The organism is Citrobacter sp. HN-141 (genome assembly GCF_033341895.1).
Classification (GTDB): Bacteria; Pseudomonadota; Gammaproteobacteria; order Enterobacterales; family Enterobacteriaceae; genus Citrobacter.
Genome location: NZ_JAWPBF010000007.1, coordinates 221,567 through 239,598 on the forward strand (window position 1 = coordinate 221,567; position 18,032 = coordinate 239,598).

At 51.5% G+C, this 18,032-nt stretch carries 16 protein-coding genes; 4 read left to right on the forward strand and 12 right to left on the reverse strand.

Annotated elements, in window-relative coordinates; translation table 11 throughout:
- Positions 1-75: 75 nt before the first annotated feature.
- The 5 genes from glnQ to rhtA form a co-directional block, all read right to left on the reverse strand.
- Complete coding sequence (gene glnQ, locus RYZ59_RS11140) at positions 76-798, reverse strand: glutamine ABC transporter ATP-binding protein GlnQ (protein WP_006685365.1); 723 nt, start codon at positions 796-798, stop codon at positions 76-78.
- Positions 795-1,454, reverse strand: coding sequence for a glutamine ABC transporter permease GlnP (gene glnP / locus RYZ59_RS11145; RefSeq protein WP_005123684.1), 660 nt, complete (start codon positions 1,452-1,454; stop codon positions 795-797). Before glnP ends, glnQ begins: the two co-directional genes overlap by 4 nt.
- Positions 1,455-1,587: 133 nt before the next feature.
- Positions 1,588-2,334 (reverse strand): glutamine ABC transporter substrate-binding protein GlnH, encoded by a 747-nt coding sequence (glnH, locus tag RYZ59_RS11150; RefSeq protein WP_318047696.1) that lies wholly within the window; start codon positions 2,332-2,334, stop codon positions 1,588-1,590.
- Positions 2,335-2,698: 364 nt separating this feature from the next.
- Positions 2,699-3,202, reverse strand: coding sequence for a DNA starvation/stationary phase protection protein Dps (gene dps / locus RYZ59_RS11155; protein WP_005123679.1), 504 nt, complete (start codon positions 3,200-3,202; stop codon positions 2,699-2,701).
- 303 nt (positions 3,203-3,505) lie between these two features.
- Positions 3,506-4,393 carry a threonine/homoserine exporter RhtA gene (gene rhtA / locus RYZ59_RS11160; protein ID WP_318047693.1) on the reverse strand — a complete coding sequence of 296 codons (888 nt, stop codon included), beginning with the start codon at positions 4,391-4,393 and terminating at the stop codon, positions 3,506-3,508.
- A gap of 411 nt (positions 4,394-4,804) precedes the next feature.
- Between rhtA and ompX the strand changes: the two genes are divergently transcribed.
- On the forward strand, positions 4,805-5,320 hold the full coding sequence (ompX, locus tag RYZ59_RS11165) for an outer membrane protein OmpX (protein ID WP_048212190.1): 516 nt from the start codon (positions 4,805-4,807) through the stop codon (positions 5,318-5,320).
- Between the two features lie 152 nt (positions 5,321-5,472).
- Here ompX and RYZ59_RS11170 read toward each other — a convergent pair whose 3' ends face one another.
- A complete protein-coding gene (locus RYZ59_RS11170; protein ID WP_318047936.1) occupies positions 5,473-7,053 on the reverse strand; it encodes a phosphoethanolamine transferase in 1,581 nt (526 codons plus the stop codon).
- Between the two features lie 275 nt (positions 7,054-7,328).
- Complete coding sequence (gene mntS / locus RYZ59_RS11175) at positions 7,329-7,457, reverse strand: manganase accumulation protein MntS (protein ID WP_137384317.1); 129 nt, start codon at positions 7,455-7,457, stop codon at positions 7,329-7,331.
- A gap of 186 nt (positions 7,458-7,643) precedes the next feature.
- On the opposite strand from mntS, the gene mntR reads away from it, so the two are divergent.
- Both mntR and RYZ59_RS11185 read left to right on the forward strand, forming a co-directional pair.
- Positions 7,644-8,117, forward strand: a complete 474-nt coding sequence (gene mntR, locus RYZ59_RS11180; RefSeq protein ID WP_003831586.1) for a manganese-binding transcriptional regulator MntR — start codon at positions 7,644-7,646, stop codon at positions 8,115-8,117.
- The gene (locus tag RYZ59_RS11185; protein WP_318047690.1) at positions 8,114-9,223 is read left to right on the forward strand and encodes an anion transporter; all 1,110 of its coding nucleotides are present in this window, start codon (positions 8,114-8,116) and stop codon (positions 9,221-9,223) included. Before mntR ends, RYZ59_RS11185 begins: the two co-directional genes overlap by 4 nt.
- Before the next feature lie 64 nt (positions 9,224-9,287).
- On the opposite strand, the gene ldtB is transcribed toward RYZ59_RS11185, so the two are convergent.
- Complete coding sequence (ldtB, locus tag RYZ59_RS11190; RefSeq protein ID WP_137384315.1) at positions 9,288-10,208, reverse strand: L,D-transpeptidase; 921 nt, start codon at positions 10,206-10,208, stop codon at positions 9,288-9,290.
- 228 nt (positions 10,209-10,436) lie between these two features.
- Between ldtB and RYZ59_RS11195 the strand changes: the two genes are divergently transcribed.
- Complete coding sequence (locus RYZ59_RS11195) at positions 10,437-12,029, forward strand: ABC-F family ATPase (RefSeq protein WP_318047689.1); 1,593 nt, start codon at positions 10,437-10,439, stop codon at positions 12,027-12,029.
- A gap of 143 nt (positions 12,030-12,172) precedes the next feature.
- On the opposite strand, the gene RYZ59_RS11200 is transcribed toward RYZ59_RS11195, so the two are convergent.
- The 4 genes from RYZ59_RS11200 to RYZ59_RS11215 all read right to left on the reverse strand — a co-directional run bounded on the left by RYZ59_RS11200 (position 12,173) and on the right by RYZ59_RS11215 (position 17,965).
- Positions 12,173-13,435, reverse strand: coding sequence for a DUF1479 domain-containing protein (locus RYZ59_RS11200; RefSeq protein ID WP_318047687.1), 1,263 nt, complete (start codon positions 13,433-13,435; stop codon positions 12,173-12,175).
- A gap of 148 nt (positions 13,436-13,583) precedes the next feature.
- Positions 13,584-14,399 carry a Cof-type HAD-IIB family hydrolase gene (locus RYZ59_RS11205; RefSeq protein ID WP_137384312.1) on the reverse strand — a complete coding sequence of 272 codons (816 nt, stop codon included), beginning with the start codon at positions 14,397-14,399 and terminating at the stop codon, positions 13,584-13,586.
- 228 nt (positions 14,400-14,627) lie between these two features.
- Positions 14,628-17,060: a glycyl radical protein gene (locus RYZ59_RS11210; protein WP_318047684.1), complete on the reverse strand. Its 2,433-nt coding sequence runs from the start codon at positions 17,058-17,060 to the stop codon at positions 14,628-14,630.
- A gap of 5 nt (positions 17,061-17,065) precedes the next feature.
- Positions 17,066-17,965, reverse strand: coding sequence for a glycyl-radical enzyme activating protein (locus RYZ59_RS11215; protein WP_318047683.1), 900 nt, complete (start codon positions 17,963-17,965; stop codon positions 17,066-17,068).
- Positions 17,966-18,032: the final 67 nt, after the last annotated feature.

An 18,032-nucleotide genomic window follows, 5' to 3' on the forward strand; every position in this document is an offset into this window, starting at 1 on the left:
TCAGGGCGGGAGAGGATTGAAATGAGAGGATTCTGGTGAAAAACCTCCCTTCCGGCTGAAGGGAGGTATCAGGCATCATGAAACGTGCTGCAAAAATTCCTGCAAACGCTGGCTGGGTGGATTTTCAATCAGGGCTTGCGGATTACCATCTTCGGCAATACGTCCTTTATCGATGAAAATCAGGCGTGAGGCTACTTTTTCGGCGAAGCCAATTTCGTGAGTCACAATCACCATGGTCATCCCTTCTTCTGCCAGGTCCTGCATGACTTTCAGAACCTCATGACGCAGTTCCGGGTCCAGCGCCGAGGTTGGCTCGTCAAACAGCATCATTTTCGGCTTCACCGCCAGCGCACGGGCAATGGCAACACGCTGCTGCTGACCGCCGGAAAGCTCAGAAGGGTAGTGGTGGGCACGCTCGGCCAGACCGACTTTTGCCAGCAGCTCTTTAGCCAGTTTTTCCGCCTGTTCTTTATTCGCCCCACGTACGCGTAGCGGGCCAAACATGACGTTTTCCAGCGCCGTCAGATGGGGGAACAGATAGAACTGCTGAAACACCATTCCGGCTTCCTGGCGGATTAACCGTTCATCGACCTTGGGATCGTTGACCTTCAGACCGTCAACAATCAGGTCACCGGAGGTGATTTCTTCCAGCTTGTTAATGCAGCGCAGCAGCGTAGATTTACCGGAGCCAGATGGCCCGATAATCACCACGACTTCACCTTGTTTAATATTCAGATCGATGTTGTGTAGCACCTGGGTTGGACCAAAGTGCTTAGAAACGTTTTTAAATTCAATCACAGGATTTTCATCCTTCTTTCCAGACGACGCAGAATGAAGCTCAGCACCAGCGTAATGATCAGATAGAACACCGCAACGGCGCTCCAGATTTCCAGGGCGCGGAAGTTACCCGCAATGATTTCCTGACCCTGGCGCGTCAGTTCAGCGACGCCAATGACGATAAACAGCGAGGTATCTTTGATGCTGATGATCCACTGGTTGCCCAGTGGTGGCAGCATACGACGCAGCGCAAGAGGTAAAATAACGTGGCGGATGGTTTCCGTGCGTGAAAGTCCAAGCGCCAGGCCAGCCTCGCTGAATCCTTTGTGGATTGAGAGTACCGCGCCACGCGTGATTTCCGCGATATAGGCACCGGAGTTGATCATGATGGTGACAACAGCGGCGCTGAAGGGGTCAATACGTAAATCGTTAAACGCCATTGGCAGGGCGAAGTAGATAAACATGACCTGTACAACGATTGGCGTACCGCGGATGACTTCGATAAAGACCAGCGCTACATGGTTGGCTATCCAACCGCCGAAGGTACGCGCAAAACCCGCTGCAAGCCCGATAATCAGCCCGCCGGCCAGACCGAGGATTGAAATCCACAGGGTCATTTTGGCGCCTTCTATCAAAAGCGGGATGGCGGGCCAGATGGCACTCCAGTCAAACTGCATATGTCGTTCCTGTTACCGTGGTGAAAAGAGTCAAATGCCCGTTTTACCGGATGTACTTATCCGGCCTACAGGTCTCAAAAATGCTGGCGCAGACCCGGTAAGCATCACGTTACCGGGCCTGTGCTGTAGATTATTATTTAGGTTCAGTACCGAACCATTTTTTGTAGATTTCGTTGTAAGTACCGTTCTCTTTCAGCCTTTTTAGCGCGCCGTTCACTTTCTCACGCAGTGCATCGCTGCCTTTCGGGAAGGCGATACCGTACTGCTGGGCTTCCAGGGAATCGCCTACAGCTTTGAACTGACCGTTGCCGGCAGTTTTGATGAAGTACAGAATGTTTGGTGTATCGTGCAGTACCGCGTCTGCGCGGTTGGTACCCAGTTCCATATACGCGTTATCAATGTTCGGGAACTGACGCAGGTCTTTGGTTTTGATGTTCGCTTTGGCGTAATCCACTGAGCCGGTACCGCCCTTCACTGCGACGACTTTACCGTCCAGATCTTTTACGCTTTTGACATCGTTATTGTTCGCTTTAACCATCACTAACAGGCCGCTTTTGTAGTAGCCGTCAGAGAAGTCGATGGCTTTTTTACGCTCTTCGGTAATGGTGATACCTGCCAGCGCCAAATCGACGTTTTTAGTTTGCAGGGCCGGGATGATGCCGCTGAAATCCATTGGTTTCAGTTCATAATCCAGATTCAGTTCTTTGGCCACGGCAGCCCACAGATCCACATCAAAACCAACGTATTTGTCGCCCTGTTTGAATTCAAAGGGAACAAAGGCGGTGTCGGTTGCGACAACGAGTTTCTTATCTGCGGCATGGGAGGACACCGCAAAAGCCAGGGTAAGTGCAGCCAGTGAAACTTTTAATGCAGACTTCATAGGATTTCCTTTTATATCCACGGGGCGATCCCCTGCGAGAACATATGGCTTAATGAAAAAATCGTGCCAATTTTGCAACTCATTGTTTTAAAAAGAGGGCGTCTCATTTTGTTGCACAATAAGTAGGGCAAAGTGGGCTGTTTGCACCGTTTCAGGGCACTCATTTGGTGCATGACGGGCGCGGTGCAAACGGTATGACTATTTAGCGTAAAAATTGTTGATAAAACAATCTTTCGTTAACGATTGTGTGAAGTGATTATTACAAATAATTTACTTTGAAGTGGCGAATGATCAATGTTATGCACCATAGAAGTGCAAAACCCCCGCAAATGCGAGGGTAATATAGGTATTTCTTATATGTCTGTTATTCGATATTCGCTTCGATAAACCACAAGAATTTGTCGAGGTCACGGGAAGCCGCAGTGAAGATATCTGCTGTATCCTCATCTTTTGCTTCACTTATCGCTTTACGTACGCTGTTAGCAACCACGGCATAACGTTCGGCCAGCTCTTTTAAGTGGTCCTGTACGTTATGGATATCCAGCGGGTAGCTTTTCAGCGGCGTTTTGCTGTTAATAACCTGCGTTGTCCCCAGTGCCACACCACCTAACTGTACGGCACGCTCAGCCATGGTATCGAGGTGATCGGTCAGTGCAGTCCGGAAACCATCCAGCATTTCATGTACGGCAATAAAGTTTGCGCCGCGCATATTCCAGTGTGCCTGTTTGGTGATCAGTGACAGGTCGATGAATTGGATCACCTGCTGATTCAGCAGTTCAACAGTCGCTTTCTTATCGCTGTCTGTTACATCGTTGCGGGTATAAAGGAGGGCAGATGCTTTTGTTTTTACCAGTTTTGCGGTACTCATAATTTCATATCCTCTTGATGTTTACGTCCCAAATCTTCAACGAGGATAAGTATAGCGCTAATTTCAGTTTTATTTTTCCGGTGTTACCTATCACTTTAATAGCGAGGTGAGTGGAAATATAAAATATCGATAATAATCAATATTATAAGTTATTTTAGTACAGAGAATTGTTATTATTGTGTTAATGCTATGCCTCAGCATAAATAGCGTGCTTCAACGCAGAGGTAGAGGGCGATAATAATAGTAGGGATAGATAACAAGATATTCTGCATGATTATGCAAACCATGCAGAATATTGGCAGGTTAATTCACGTCAACTTGCTTAATTTGCGGGTCTTTACGGATGGTGAGCGTAGAGCCCATTGACGCAGCAATAATCGCGCCCAGAGCCAGCGTCTGGATAAACGTCAGCGTTTCCCCGAGGAAAATCATCCCGGACACCGCCGCCAGTGCAGGCTCCATACTCATCAGTGTTCCAAAGGTACGTGTAGGCAGTCGCGTTAATGCGATCATTTCCAGCGAATAGGGGAGCGCAGTAGAGAGGACCGCTACCGCTAAGCCCAATGGAAGAATCGACCAATGCCACAGGGCATCACCTGCCTGAATGACGCCAATCGGCACGAAAACCAGCGCGGCGATTAATGAGCCAACGGCGACCGTTGCCGGGCCATGTTCTGCGCCTGCGCGTTGCCCGGTAAGAATATAGATAGCCCAGCAGGCACCGGCCCCCAATGCCAGCGCGGCACCGGTTAAATCAACGTGAGAAACGTCCTGACCTAACGGCAGCAGGAACCACAGTCCGAGCACGGCCAGCGCAACCCAGATAAAATCCACCGGGCGTCGGGAGGAAAACAACGCCACCGCAAGCGGGCCGGTAAATTCCAGCGCTACGGCAATACCCAGCGGTACAGTCTGAATTGACAGGTAAAAGAGATAGTTCATCCCACCCAGAGACAAACCATAAAACAGCAGGGGAAGACGTTGCTCTTTGGCAAAACGTAAACGCCAGGGTTTAAAGAATGCGATAAGGATGAGCGTTCCCAGCGCGAGGCGCAGGGCGGTAACGCCTGGTGCACCGACGAGAGGGAACAGCGATTTCGCCAGCGATGCGCCGCTTTGAATAGAGGACATAGCTATCAGCAAAACCAAAATAGGCAACCAGACTGGCGCTTTACGTGACGACCCCGGCATCCTTTCTCCTGTCAAATGATGGTTACACACCTTCCCCCGCGGGACGCCGCAGATTTACTGCGATGCGCGTGAGTTTGTGTATAGAAAAGTAAAACAGCGAGTGTAATGGAAATACGCTCGGCTGGTTGAGTATTCGTTGAAAAAAAAATTACTGAGATCCGTACAATGGCATGAAAACGATGGATTAATAATCTGCGCGATTAGGAATCATCTGGATGAATGTGCCGTGTTGTGCGCGCAATAATGGCATAAATCATTAGAAAAGTGATGTTAATTGAAAGAGATAACGGGTTTCTGAAACGTTCTGTTACATGAAAAGCTCCGTTAGACATCACGAATCGCAAAGAGTTTCCCATCAGTTTTTGGTATATTTAAAACTTAAGATTTACTTGAAGCACATTTGAGGTGGTTATGAAAAAAATTGCATGTCTTTCAGCACTGGCCGCTGTTCTGGCTTTCTCCGCAGGTACCGCTGTAGCTGCTACTTCTACCGTTACGGGTGGTTACGCTCAGAGCGATGCTCAGGGCGCAGCGAACAAAATGAACGGTTTCAACCTGAAGTATCGTTACGAGCAGGACAACAGCCCGCTGGGCGTGATCGGTTCCTTCACTTACACTGAAAAAGATCGTACCGACTCGTTTGGCGATTACAACAAAACCCAATACTACGGCATCACTGCAGGTCCGGCTTACCGTCTGAATGACTGGGCAAGCGTCTACGGTGTTGTAGGTGTTGGCTACGGTAAATTCCAGGATGCAGCAACGCCTGCTGACAAACACGACACCAGCGACTACGGTTTCTCTTACGGTGCCGGTGTGCAGTTCAACCCGATCGAAAACGTTGCTCTGGACTTCTCTTACGAGCAGAGCCGTATTCGTAGCGTTGACGTAGGTACCTGGATCGCGGGTGTTGGTTACCGCTTCTAATCACTTCGGTGATATAAAAAATCCGCCTTCTGGGCGGATTTTTTTTGCCTGCAATACAGGAAGGCGTGTCGTTGAATGCCTGATAAGCACAGCGCATCAGGCATTGTTACGTGCCGGATAGCGGCAAAATACCTTATCCGGCCTGGAAGGGGCTATTTGGTCTCGAAGATATCGGTGCCCAAATGGTTGTAGTCCACCTTCTGCAATTTAAAGTTGGTGATATACACTGGCCCGGCTTTTTTCTCAGAGATAAAGCGGTAGCTGTTGGTAATTTCCTTTGCGCTGATCCCCGTCCACTGTGAGAAAAAACTCAGGAAATCATTCGCCGAGCGGCGGGCTTTAATCACCCGATGCGCTTTGTCATCGCTGGACAGTACCATAAAGGGCACCTGGAAGTTCTGCTGGAACTGGTCGTCATGGGCCAGGTACTGCACCTCTTTTCCGCGCTCTTTAAAGGCGAGGCCATGATCGGAGAAATAGACCATGGAGAAGCTACTGCCGCTGTTACGCAACTGCTCGTAAAGCTGGCGCAGCAGATCGTCGGTTTGCGTCATGGTGTACAGATAACAGGAGGTCTCTTTCGACTGGACGAACGTGTCGTACTTTCCTTGAGTACGATCGCAGGCCTGCGGGTGAGAACCCATTAAATGCAGCACAATCAGTTGCGGCTGGGTGCGTTCGGTGGCCAGCACCTGAGCGGTCATTTTCAACAAGGCTTCATCACGGGTGTTTTTATCGGCTTCGAAGTCACCGTTTTTCAGGAAGTGCACTTCATCGGCCCGTTTCGCGATGCTGGCTATTGCCGTATCGTATTCACCGATCTGCCCCTGATTGGAAAACCACCACGTCTGGAACCCAGCGCGGTTGGCCAGCGTGACAAAGTTATCCTGGAACTGAGGCTTATTATCGACGACCCGGTTTAGCGTTAAGCCGAGCGATTTTTGCGTGGAGCCACTGGCGGCAATGTAATCAGCAAAAATGTAGCCATTAACGGTGCTGGAAAATGGCGTGTTATCCCAGTGGCCGCCAAACGCGCCTAGCGCATCACGACGGGCGCTTTCACCAATCACCACGACATAGGTATGGTATTTGGGTTTCACTGCTGTCACCGTCCAGCTGTCTTTCACGCTCGCCAGCTTCGCCATGCGCTCTTGCTCGTCGAGCACTTCGTTATTGTTGACGATAACGTCCTTGGCAAAGCGGAAAACCGGGTAACCGGTATCTTTTAACTTGAAAACGCCGCCCCATGCCAGGTTTTGTACCGGAGTAACAAAGAATGCAACGATGCTAAACAGCAGGCACAGGCTGTCGTACTTGTTCCAGCGACGTTTTTGCTCGTCTTTTTTACGCCGTACGGCGATAACGCCGAGCGCAAAAATAAACACGCCAACCAGGTAATTGTACCAGGGGAAGATGGTCAGGATTTCGGTCGACTCTTCCATGTTAGTCGAGTGCAGCGCCAACAACGTATTAAAGTTTGGCGAGCCGTAAGCCTGGCCGAATGGGAAATACATCGCTGCAATCAGCGAACAGATGCCAATCAGCGTTTTTTGCGTGCGCGGCGCAGTACGCCACAACAGCATCAATACACAGGTAAAGGCAACGCTATAAAGAAGGCTTAGTGGGTAGCCCAGCGCGAGGTTGATCAGCAGAGACTGTAAAAAATAAAAGCCAGTCCACGGACTCATAGCCCGGCTACGAGCAATAAGTGAATCTTTGAGGGTTAAATTCATATGCCACTGTTGCAAAAACGCCATGTGCTACCCCTGGCGCAAAGGGTCATGCCTGCCTGAGAGAGCGAGAAGAGGGAATGGGTCCGCATCCGCGAGCCGCAATATATGCAGGGCTGCGAAAAGATAGAGTGTGTGCATGAGAAGGTCAACTACTACAAAGAAATTGTTTTGAGAGGGCAGCTGCAAAACAGGCAAAAAGAAGGGTTATTCGGACGAAACCTATCACCGTAATCAGGTTACGGCAACAAAATGAAGCGGCGTACCGCGACGCCGCATTATTTTGCTGAGGGTTTATCCTGCTCTGGTTTGCCGTTAATCATGTCACACAGCATAGAGATCAGCATCAACCGTACTTTAAAGGGAGAGTGGCTAAACACGCGTATACACCTCTTAAATTCATTCATATAAACCTCCTGACTTCACGATCCCATCAGTCCTTGAGGGATGTCTTTATTATATACAGATATAGCACAGGCTATATTATATAGCTATTGCTAAAACGTTAATTTTTTGTGCCCGCGCAACTCTGGTTTACAATGAGCGTTCTCTAATCAGATGCTGTTAACGCGTCACAGGAACGAGGAAGCAGAATGAGTCGTCGCGCAGGTATGCCAACAACAAAAAAAGTGACGCAATTGGTGAATGTCGAAGAACACGTTGAAGGATTTCGTCAGGTCCGCGAGGCGCATCGCCGTGAGCTGATTGATGACTACGTAGAGCTGATTTCCGATCTCATTATCGAGGTGGGTGAGGCGCGTCAGGTGGATATGGCCGCCCGTCTTGGGGTTTCCCAGCCGACGGTTGCCAAAATGCTTAAGCGCCTTGCCTCCGTTGGGTTGATTGAAATGATCCCCTGGCGTGGGGTGTTTTTAACCGCTGAAGGTGAGCGTCTGGCGCAGGAGAGCCGGGAACGCCATCAGATTGTGGAAAATTTCCTGCTGATGTTAGGTATCAGCCCGGAAATTGCTCGTCGCGATGCGGAGGGAATGGAGCATCATGTCAGTAAGGAAACGCTGGAGGCTTTTAGTCGGTTTACGCAACAGCAAGGAACAGGCTCTGAATGAGTTTTCCTCTTCTTCGCGCCTTACAACGCGATCGTTTTTTCCAGCTGTTAATCCTCATCGGGGCTATTCTGAGCCTGTTTGTGCCATTTACACCCCGGGCCTGGCCTGGGGCCATTGACTGGCACACCATTATTACCCTGAGCGGCCTGATGCTGCTAACCAAAGGCGTGGAGCTAAGCGGTTACTTTGATGTATTAGGGCGCAAGATGACCCGCCGCTTCCACACGGAGCGCCAACTGGCGATATTTATGGTGCTGGCGGCGGCGCTGCTGTCGACCTTTCTGACCAACGATGTCGCCTTATTTATTGTGGTTCCCCTCACCATTACCCTAAAAAAACTGTGCGCGATCCCGGTAAACCGCCTCATTATCTTTGAGGCGCTGGCGGTGAACGCCGGATCGTTGCTTACCCCCATAGGAAACCCGCAAAATATTCTGATGTGGGGGCGCTCTGGCCTGTCATTTACTGCGTTTACCTGGCAAATGGCGCCGCTTGCGGGGGCCATGATGCTGACGTTGCTGGTGCTGTGCTGGTTCAGTTTCCCACATAAAACACTGCACTATCATAGCGGTACGCGCGCGCCTGACTGGCAACCGCGCCTGGTGTGGAGCTGCCTGGCGCTGTATATCGTCTTTCTGACGGCACTGGAGCTCAAGCTTGAGCTGTGGGGCCTGGCGATTGTGGCGACAGGGTTCATGATCTTGGCTCGTCGTGTGATTTTAAGCGTGGACTGGACGTTGCTGCTGGTGTTTATGGCGATGTTTATTGATGTGCATTTGCTGACGCAGTTACCGGCGTTACACGGAATAACCAGTCAGATTGGCACGCTTTCAGCACCAGGGCTCTGGTTGGCGGCAATAGGCTTGTCGCAGTTTATCAGTAATGTGCCCAGTACGATTTTGTTGCTCAACTATGTTCCGCCGACGCTATTGTTGGCTTGGGCAGTTAATATCGGTGGGTTTGGCCTGTTGCCGGGGTCGCTGGCGAATCTGATTGCTTTACGCATGGCAAATGACCGACGCATTTGGTGGCGTTTTCATCTGTATTCGGTGCCGATGCTGATATGGGCGGCGCTGGTAGGGTATGGTTTGTTGTTATTACTGTGAAAGCGGCATTGAGGCAATAAAAAAGGCGGATGATTCATCCGCCTTTTTCGTTTCAGGTATGTGCTTAGTTCAGACGAACCGGCATACCAGAGCGGTTCTGTACCGCCTGCTCAACGACGGCCTGATCGACGTCAGACTGGCCGGTGATGCTGGTAATGCTCTTGTTCAGCGTAATCGGTACGATTTCGCCACCTTCGAACTGCTCTTCAGTGGTAGACAGTGGGTTATGTACCTCAATGTAACGGCTACCGTCTGGTTCAGTGGTGGCTTTCACTGGCTCATCGATAAACTGGACGCGCGTACCGACCGGCACGTTTTCAAACAGGAACTTGATGTCATCGTTACGCAGACGCACGCAACCGTGGCTGACGCGTAAGCCGACGCCGAAGTTAGCGTTGGTACCGTGGATAGCATACAGACGGCCGATATACAGCGCGTACAGACCCATCGGGTTATCCGGACCCGCAGGAACAACGGCTGGCAGCGGTTCGCCCGCAGCACGGTATTCCGCATGCATTTTAGCGGTTGGCGTCCAGGTTGGGCCCGCTTTCTTACGTTCAACTTTGGTGGTCCAGTTGATTGGCGTGTCTTTGCCCAACTGGCCGATACCGATCGGCAGAACGATGACGGTGTTGGTACCTTTCGGGTAGTAGTACAGACGCATTTCGGCGCTGTTAATCACAATACCTTCATGCACGGTATCCGGCAGGATCAGCTGCTGAGGAATGTTCAGTACGGTGCCGCCTTTCGGCAGGAAGGTATCCACGCCCGGGTTCGCTTCCAGCATGTTGGACAGACCCATCTGGTACTCTGCCGCATAGTATTCCAGCGGCTGGGTGTTGCCTTCAGGGATGGTGATAACCTGGTTTTGGCCAATTAAGCGACTACCATCGGTAGGCAGCGGGTACGTGACGGCTGAAGCAGTGTTACAAAAACCAACTACCGCGAGCGCCGCCGCGAAAAGCGTTGTCAATTTCATATTCATTTTTGCGAGATTCTGAAGCCAAGCAGGCTAGTGGGTTGAGATTTATGTAGTGTTGGGCACGCATTATATGTGCATTCTGAGCAACAAGGAATTCGGATGTGTACTAAATCACATTTTTTTCCTTTTGCTTTCACTTTTTCTGTGCAGCATGAACGGCGCGATCTTATTGCAGACTTATGGCATAATAAGCGGTTTGTCACATATTTCTTTCTCTTTCAGGATACGCCAGTGTTAGTTTCCAGCAACGTCACTATGCAGTTCGGCATTAAGCCGCTGTTTGAAAATATTTCCGTCAAATTTGGCGGCGGCAATCGTTACGGCCTGATTGGCGCGAACGGTAGCGGTAAATCCACCTTTATGAAAATTCTCGGCGGCGACCTCGAACCGACGCTGGGTAACGTTTCACTCGATCCGAACGAACGCATTGGTAAGCTGCGTCAGGATCAGTTCGCCTTTGAAGAGTTCACCGTTCTCGACACCGTTATTATGGGTCATGCTGAACTGTGGGAAGTGAAGCAGGAACGCGACCGTATCTACGGCCTGGCCGAGATGAGCGAAGAAGACGGCTATAAAGTGGCTGATCTCGAAGTTCAGTATGGTGAAATGGACGGCTACTCAGCGGAAGCGCGTGCGGGTGAACTGCTGCTGGGCGTCGGTATTCCGGTAGAGCAGCATTACGGCCCGATGAGCGAAGTCGCACCCGGCTGGAAACTGCGTGTCCTTCTGGCACAGGCGCTGTTCTCTAACCCGGACATTCTGCTGCTCGACGAACCAACGAACAACCTGGATATCGACACCATCCGCTGGCTGGAGCAGACGCTGAACGAGCGTGACAGCACCATGATCATCATTTCGCACGACCGTCACTTCCTGAACATGGTCTGTACGCACATGGCGGATCTGGACTACGGCGAACTGCGCGTTTATCCGGGCAACTACGACGAATACATGACGGCGGCGACTCAGGCTCGTGAGCGTCTGCTGGCTGATAACGCCAAGAAAAAAGCACAGATTGCCGATCTGCAATCCTTCGTCAGCCGCTTTAGCGCCAACGCATCTAAATCTCGACAGGCGACTTCTCGTGCGCGTCAGATCGATAAGATTAAGCTCGACGAAGTGAAAGCCTCCAGCCGTCAGAACCCGTTCATCCGCTTCGAACAGGATAAGAAACTGTTCCGAAACGCGCTGGAAGTGGAAGCCCTGACTAAAGGATTCGAGGAAGGCCCGCTGTTTAAAAACTTTAATCTGCTGCTGGAAGTGGGAGAGAAGGTTGCCATCATTGGTGCCAACGGCGTGGGTAAATCCACCATGCTGAAAACGTTGGTCGGCGATTTGCAGCCGGACAACGGTACCGTTAAGTGGTCTGAAAACGCCCAGGTCGGTTACTACGCGCAGGATCATGAATACGAGTTCGAAAACGATCTGACCGTTTTCGAATGGATGAGCCAGTGGAAACAGGAAGGCGATGATGAGCAGGTTGTGCGCAGCTTCCTCGGTCGTCTGCTGTTCAGTCAGGATGACATCAAGAAGCCTGCCAAGGTGCTCTCCGGTGGTGAAAAAGGGCGCATGTTGTTCGGTAAGCTGATGATGCAGAAACCGAATATCCTGGTTATGGATGAACCAACCAACCACCTGGATATGGAATCAATCGAATCGCTGAACATGGCACTGGAAATGTACCAGGGTACGCTGATCTTTGTTTCTCACGACCGTGAGTTCGTCAGTTCGCTGGCAACCCGTGTGATTGAAATTACGCCGGAACGCGTGATCGACTTCACCGGGAACTACGAAGATTATCTGCGGACTAAAGGCGTCGAATAATTTTCCCGTCGTCTTTCGCGTTACAGGTGTGTTGGCTGCACCTGTTCACCCCGGTCACTGACTTCTGTAAGTTCCCGGGGATTTACAGGCTGGCCGCCTTCCTGTAACGCGAAACACTTAGGGAAAATGGTGTAAGTTATAAATTAAACAATCCCCAGCGCGCGTTTACCGTGGATATTCAAATCCTCCAGCGTAAAACGGCCTTCCCAGTTTGTTTCATAATCCTCACGCGGGAAATCACCCGGCGACGCGCCTTTTTCCAGGGCCGCCTTCACTTTATGGGCGTAGGCCAGATTCTTCTCACACATCGGTGCGGCAGGGATGTACATTACGTTGCCCCAACCCTGCTGATTTTCCACCGGCGCGACGGCGTGAATGACATCACAATGCCACCACACTGAATCTCCGGCCTCCAGTTGTGGAATGCTGGTTAACGCTTCTATCAGTAACGGGTGCCACTGTTCTGACACCGGCAACACTCTGCCGGGCGCGACGCCGCACAGCTCATCTTCCGGGACATCGTCCAGCAAGGGACGCAACAGTACATACGCCATCGCTTCCGGAATAGGGACCACGTGCAACAATCCCTGACCTGGCAGCATATCGGACAGTGCCGTCCAGCCCTGGAAGGTACGGAAGACTGAACATTTGGTGGTGTTATCCACCGTGTACTCTTCTACCTCGGTGCGATGCGCTGCCTGCCATGGATCGTAATCTTCAGGTTTACCGTTGAAAACATGAGCAAAAACTTGCTGATATGCCGGGAGAAGCCAGCGTTCCAGCGCGCCGGAATCCGTGTGCGCGCCCAGCCCTTTGGACGTCGTTCCCGGTGGGCGACGGCGTATCCGGTCAGGGTAGATAACGCTGACATCCGGGTTAAACCACTGCTTACCGTTACTTTCAAACGTCCATAAGCGATTGAGAAAGGACTGTGCCGTGGCCATTTCTTCACTCTGACGGGCCTGCATTTGCGCCTGTGACCAGTAGATCGGATAGATCTCTGGACGCGATGCGCTCAGGGTACCGAAGAAATTATCACCGGGTCCTTTGTAAACGTCGTCAAAATGGTTGCGGTCCAGATAGTCCAGCATTGACCGATCCCAACCCAGAGCCTGTTCGCGAGGGAAATGGCCTTTAATCACCGCGCATCCGCGCCGCTTAATTTCTTCACGCTGCGCTGCACTCACGCGACCCGCTCTGATATCCGCATAAGACAACACCGGCCAGACCGCAGAACCTTGCGCTTTGAGGGCGTTGATTTCCGCCACGCGGCTGGCAATGCCCTCACTAAGTTGATTGAAAATCAACTGGACGTCCCCGAGCTGTGCCCGCAGCTGCTGCTTCATCTGACGGATTGCCGCTTTGTGGTCGGCGGGCAATGTGTCGCTGGTAAAAGTAAAAGCCATAACCACCTCGCATAACTTTCATTTGAAACTTATTTAACTTACAAGTGCAATATAAGTTAAAAATAAGTTAATGCAAGTTTAAAAACTTGATGGCGTGCACGGAATGCAAAAACGGTGAGAACCGGAGCAGGTACTCCGGTTGGCAGGATCAGGCGTTAAAAGGCGAAGTGTTATCCAGCACGGCCTGAATCACGTTCAGTGCACCCTGATGGTTATTATCGTCGGTCTGATAGCGGGCAATAAATTTGATGTTCTCGGCTGCATTAGCCATGGCGAAAGAGTAGTGCGCCATTTTCAACATTTCCGCATCGTTGCCACTATCTCCGATGGCGACGACGTTTTGTGGTGACAGGTTCCAGCGTTTTAGCAGGCGGCTGATACCGTTGGCTTTATGTAAACCTGGAATAATCAGATCGATAAACCCAAAGCCGCTGGTGACGGGTTTCATAATACCGTCGAGAGCAGTATGCAGGTGATCGATAACCAGCGGGATTTGCTGATCGGGCAGATTCAGCGAGAACTTGAACAATACATCGTCGATGTCCTGATAATCCTTCACGGGTTGCAGGCGATGGTAGTGTTTTGACATCAACGCGACAAAAGACTCTGGGGCATTTTCACTAACGTAGGCGCTTTGCAGGCCACAAGCCACAAAATTGAGCTGCTTATCTTTTAGCAGTTCACCAATCACAATTTGCGATTCATGGCGCGTCAGTTCGCCGTGAAACAGCTGTTTACCATGCTCAAACACCAATGCGCCGTTCTCGGCGACAAAAGAGATCTCATCTTTGAGTTCCGGGAAAAAAGAGATGAGCTGGTAATACTGGTTGCCGCTGGCCACGACAAATTCAATGTTGCGTTTTTTCAGTTCCTGATACTGCGCCATAAATCGTACGCGATCGTACTTTTTGGCGTCATCGAGAAACGTTCCGTCCATATCAGTGACGATAACGTTGATGGTCATACTGGCTCCTGGCTCATAACTGCGACCAGAAATATTTTAATAACAATGTGACCTGAAGCACAAATTTAATTTCGAATGAAAGTTCCCCCCCCGTCTTTCACGCCACAGGTGCGTGAAAGACGGGGGTTGTGCCATCGTTGTAGGCCGGATAAGCGTCAGCACATCCGGCAATGGGGAGGGTAGCGTGCCGGATGGCGGTGTGGACTCTCATCCGACCGACAATATTGTTTACAGCATATGTTCAGTACGCGCGATGATGTCGTCTTGCGCATCCGGAGAAAGCGCAGTGAAAAAGGCGGAATAGCCTGCGACACGGACCACCAGGTCACGATATTGATCCGGGTGTTTTTTTGCTTCCAGCAGCGTTTCACGGGACACGATGTTGTACTGAATATGCCAGCCTTTGTGCTCTTCGAAGAAGGTACGCAGTAGGATCATCAGCTTTTGCTTATCGGATTCATTTTCCAGCGTGGCCGGGTTGAGCTTCTGATTTAACAGCACGCCGCCGAGAATCGAACCGGTCGGCAGTTTACCCACCGAACCAATTACCGCCGTTGGGCCGAGATGGTCCGTACCGGAAGCCGGGCTTGCGCCTTCTGCCAGCGGAGTGTGTGCTTTACGGCCATCCGGCGTTGCCATCGTTGCTGCGCCGAACGGCACGTTTGCCGAAATAGACGAGGTCCCGGCGTAGTAATTGCCGCCAACCGGGCCACGTCCGTAACGCGGATTATGATACTGTTTCAGTTCATCGATATAGGTCTGATAAGCGCGGGCCAGTAGCGTATCAACGCTATCGTCATCGTTGCCGTATTTCGGCGCGCCGTTGATCAGTCGTTGGCGTAACTGCTCGTGGGTCAGACCGTCAAAATCATCGGCCAGCGCAGCGGCCAGCTGTTGCTGACCGATTGTCCCCTGTTCAAAGACCAGTTTCTTCACCGCAGCCAGGCTGTTGCCGAGGTTGGCAATCCCGACCTGCAAACCCGATACCCAGTCATATTTCGCGCCGCCTTGCTTAATGCTTTTCGCGCGCTCAATACAATCGTCTACCAGTGCGGAACACAGAATGTCATGCACGTTCTCTTCCAGCATGGTGTCGACGACATACTCAATTTCGATGGATTTACGCGTGTAGTAGCGGATCTGCGTATCCCATGCTTCCATTACTTCGTCGAAATTGTTGAAGTTACCAGCCGAGAGCGCTTTTTCCTGTGGCAGAAAGACTTTGCCACTGGTGGCATCGCGACCCCCTTCCAGCGCCGCCAGCATCACGCGGGCAAAGTTAATAAAGCTCATGCCGGTGCAACGGTAGCCCCATTTCCCGCCAACGGCGGTTTCGATACACCCAATGGCCGCATAGTCATAGGCGTCCTCGGGTTCAATGCCGAGTTTGATAAATTCCGGGATAACGATTTCATCGTTGTTAAAGGCTGGCATGCCAAAGCCGCAGCGGATCACCTGTACGCAGGCATCCAGGAAGTCATTACTCATCCCTGCGTGATAACGCACGCTCAGGTTTGGCTGCGTAGAACGCAGGCGGCCGCAGGACTCCAGAATGGCGTAGGAAAGTGGATTGACGGCATCCACCGCCTGACCATTGATCAGATTCTGACCACCAATGGTGACGTTCTGATACAGCGGGCTGCCCGCCGAGGCTTTCGAGTGGGAGCCGGAGCGGATTTTGTTCACTTCCAGCAGCTTCAACCAGCAGCTGTGCAGCAGCTCAATGGCGTGCTCGCGGTCGAGGCTCTGGTTCAGCTCAACGTCGCGACGGTAGAACGGATAGAGATATTGGTCCATTCGGCCAAACGATACTGAGTGACCGTTCGATTCAATTTGCAGGATCAACTGAATGAAATAGCACAGTTGCAACGCCTGCCAGAAGGTTTTGGGCGGCTCATGGGCGATCGTCTCGCAGTTTTCCGCTATGGTCAGCAGTTCATCACGACGGCTGGCGCGAGTTTCTGTGGACGCCATTTTACGTGCCAGCGTGGCAAAACGCTCAATGTGCAGACTGACGGCCTCCAGCACGATATCTATCGCTTTCAGGAACTGATCGCCATGGAGATCGTCCAGACATGTCAGGTTGATGCGGGAGCGGCGCTCATCAACTTTGTGGCGCAGGCCGTCGAGACCTTTTTCCAGCAGCAGCGGGAAGTTTACCGCCAGGTGTGCGTCGCCGGAGGTCATGTTACCTTCGGCTTTGATAATGCCGGTTTCCAGCAGACTTTTTTGCTCGTCGGTAAACATCCCGTAGCAGCGATCCTGCACGGTCTGACCCCGCCACCACGGACACACCTCGTGTAATACGCGTTTATTCTCCTCGCTTACCGCGAAGCCTGCACCCGGCCTGTCGGCGAGGTCGTCGATCTCTTTTTCGATCCACGACACGGTATATTCCGGGAAAATAGGTGCAGCGCGTACTTCGCTTGCCTGGTTGCCAACGATCAGCTCGTCATGCTTGATCCAGATGGTGCGCTCCGCCAGGTGATGAGCCAGTGCCAGCGCACGACGTACCGGGATGGGTTTATCCAGATGCTGCTGGTACATCTCGGTATAGTGCTGGGCGCGTTCGGTACACACCGGCGGCTTCACGATGTGGATCAGTGCTGTTTTATGCGCGTTGATGCGGTCGCTGAGTGTGTCCAGTTTCAGAGTCGTCATGGCGGTTATCCTCGTAGGGTCGCGGTTAAACCTTTAAGGCTGGCGTACTGCTGGGCAAATTCGAGCAGTGCAGGCGCATCAAGCGGTTTTTCCGGGGCGTTGTAGGGTTGATTGAGTAAGTGGTATTTGTTGATGCCAAGGGTGTGGTAGGGCAAAAAATGGATCTCATCGACGTGCAGTTCGTCGGCAGCAAAATCGGTAATGGCCCGAATATCTTCAGCGTTGGCATTGAATCCTTGAATCAGTGGTACGCGGATAATCATTTTTTTACCGGCGGCAGCCAATTTTTTTAGATTTTCCAGCACGCGAGAGGCACGCCCATCGGTCCACTGTTTAAACGGGGCGTCAGCCACATGTTTTAAATCAGCAAGAAACAGATCGATATGAAGTAATGAAGGCGCAATATATTTCCATGGGACATGCAGACAGGTTTCGACCGCCGTATGAATGCCGACATCGTGGCTGGCTTTGAGCAACGTTGCCGCCAGCTCTGGCTGCATAAACGGTTCGCCGCCGGACAGGGTGAGGCCCCCTCCGCTGCGATCGTAAAACGGTTTGTCACGCAGGACGGTCGCCATGATCTCATCCACGCTTTTTATCTCTCCGCAGACGGTCAGGGCCTGGGTCGGACAGCAGTGGGTCAGCGCCGTGATGGCCTCATCGGTCAGTTTTTCACGGTGAATAAGCAGGCCATTCAGCGCACGTTCAACCACTTCCGGTGCAGCCTGCGCACACAGATCGCAACCGTCGAGGCACAAACGCGCGTCATAGAGCAGATCCTGCGTACGGGCGCGGCTTTCCGGATTCTGGCACCAGCGGCAGCCCAGGGAGCATCCTTTAAGGAACACCACGGTACGAATACCGGGGCCATCGTGAGTGGAATAGCGCTGAATATTAAAAATCATAAGCGGCCTCTTTTTTTCGTATAAAGATTAAATTACTTTCGAATGAAAGTTATATTGACGTGCGTCA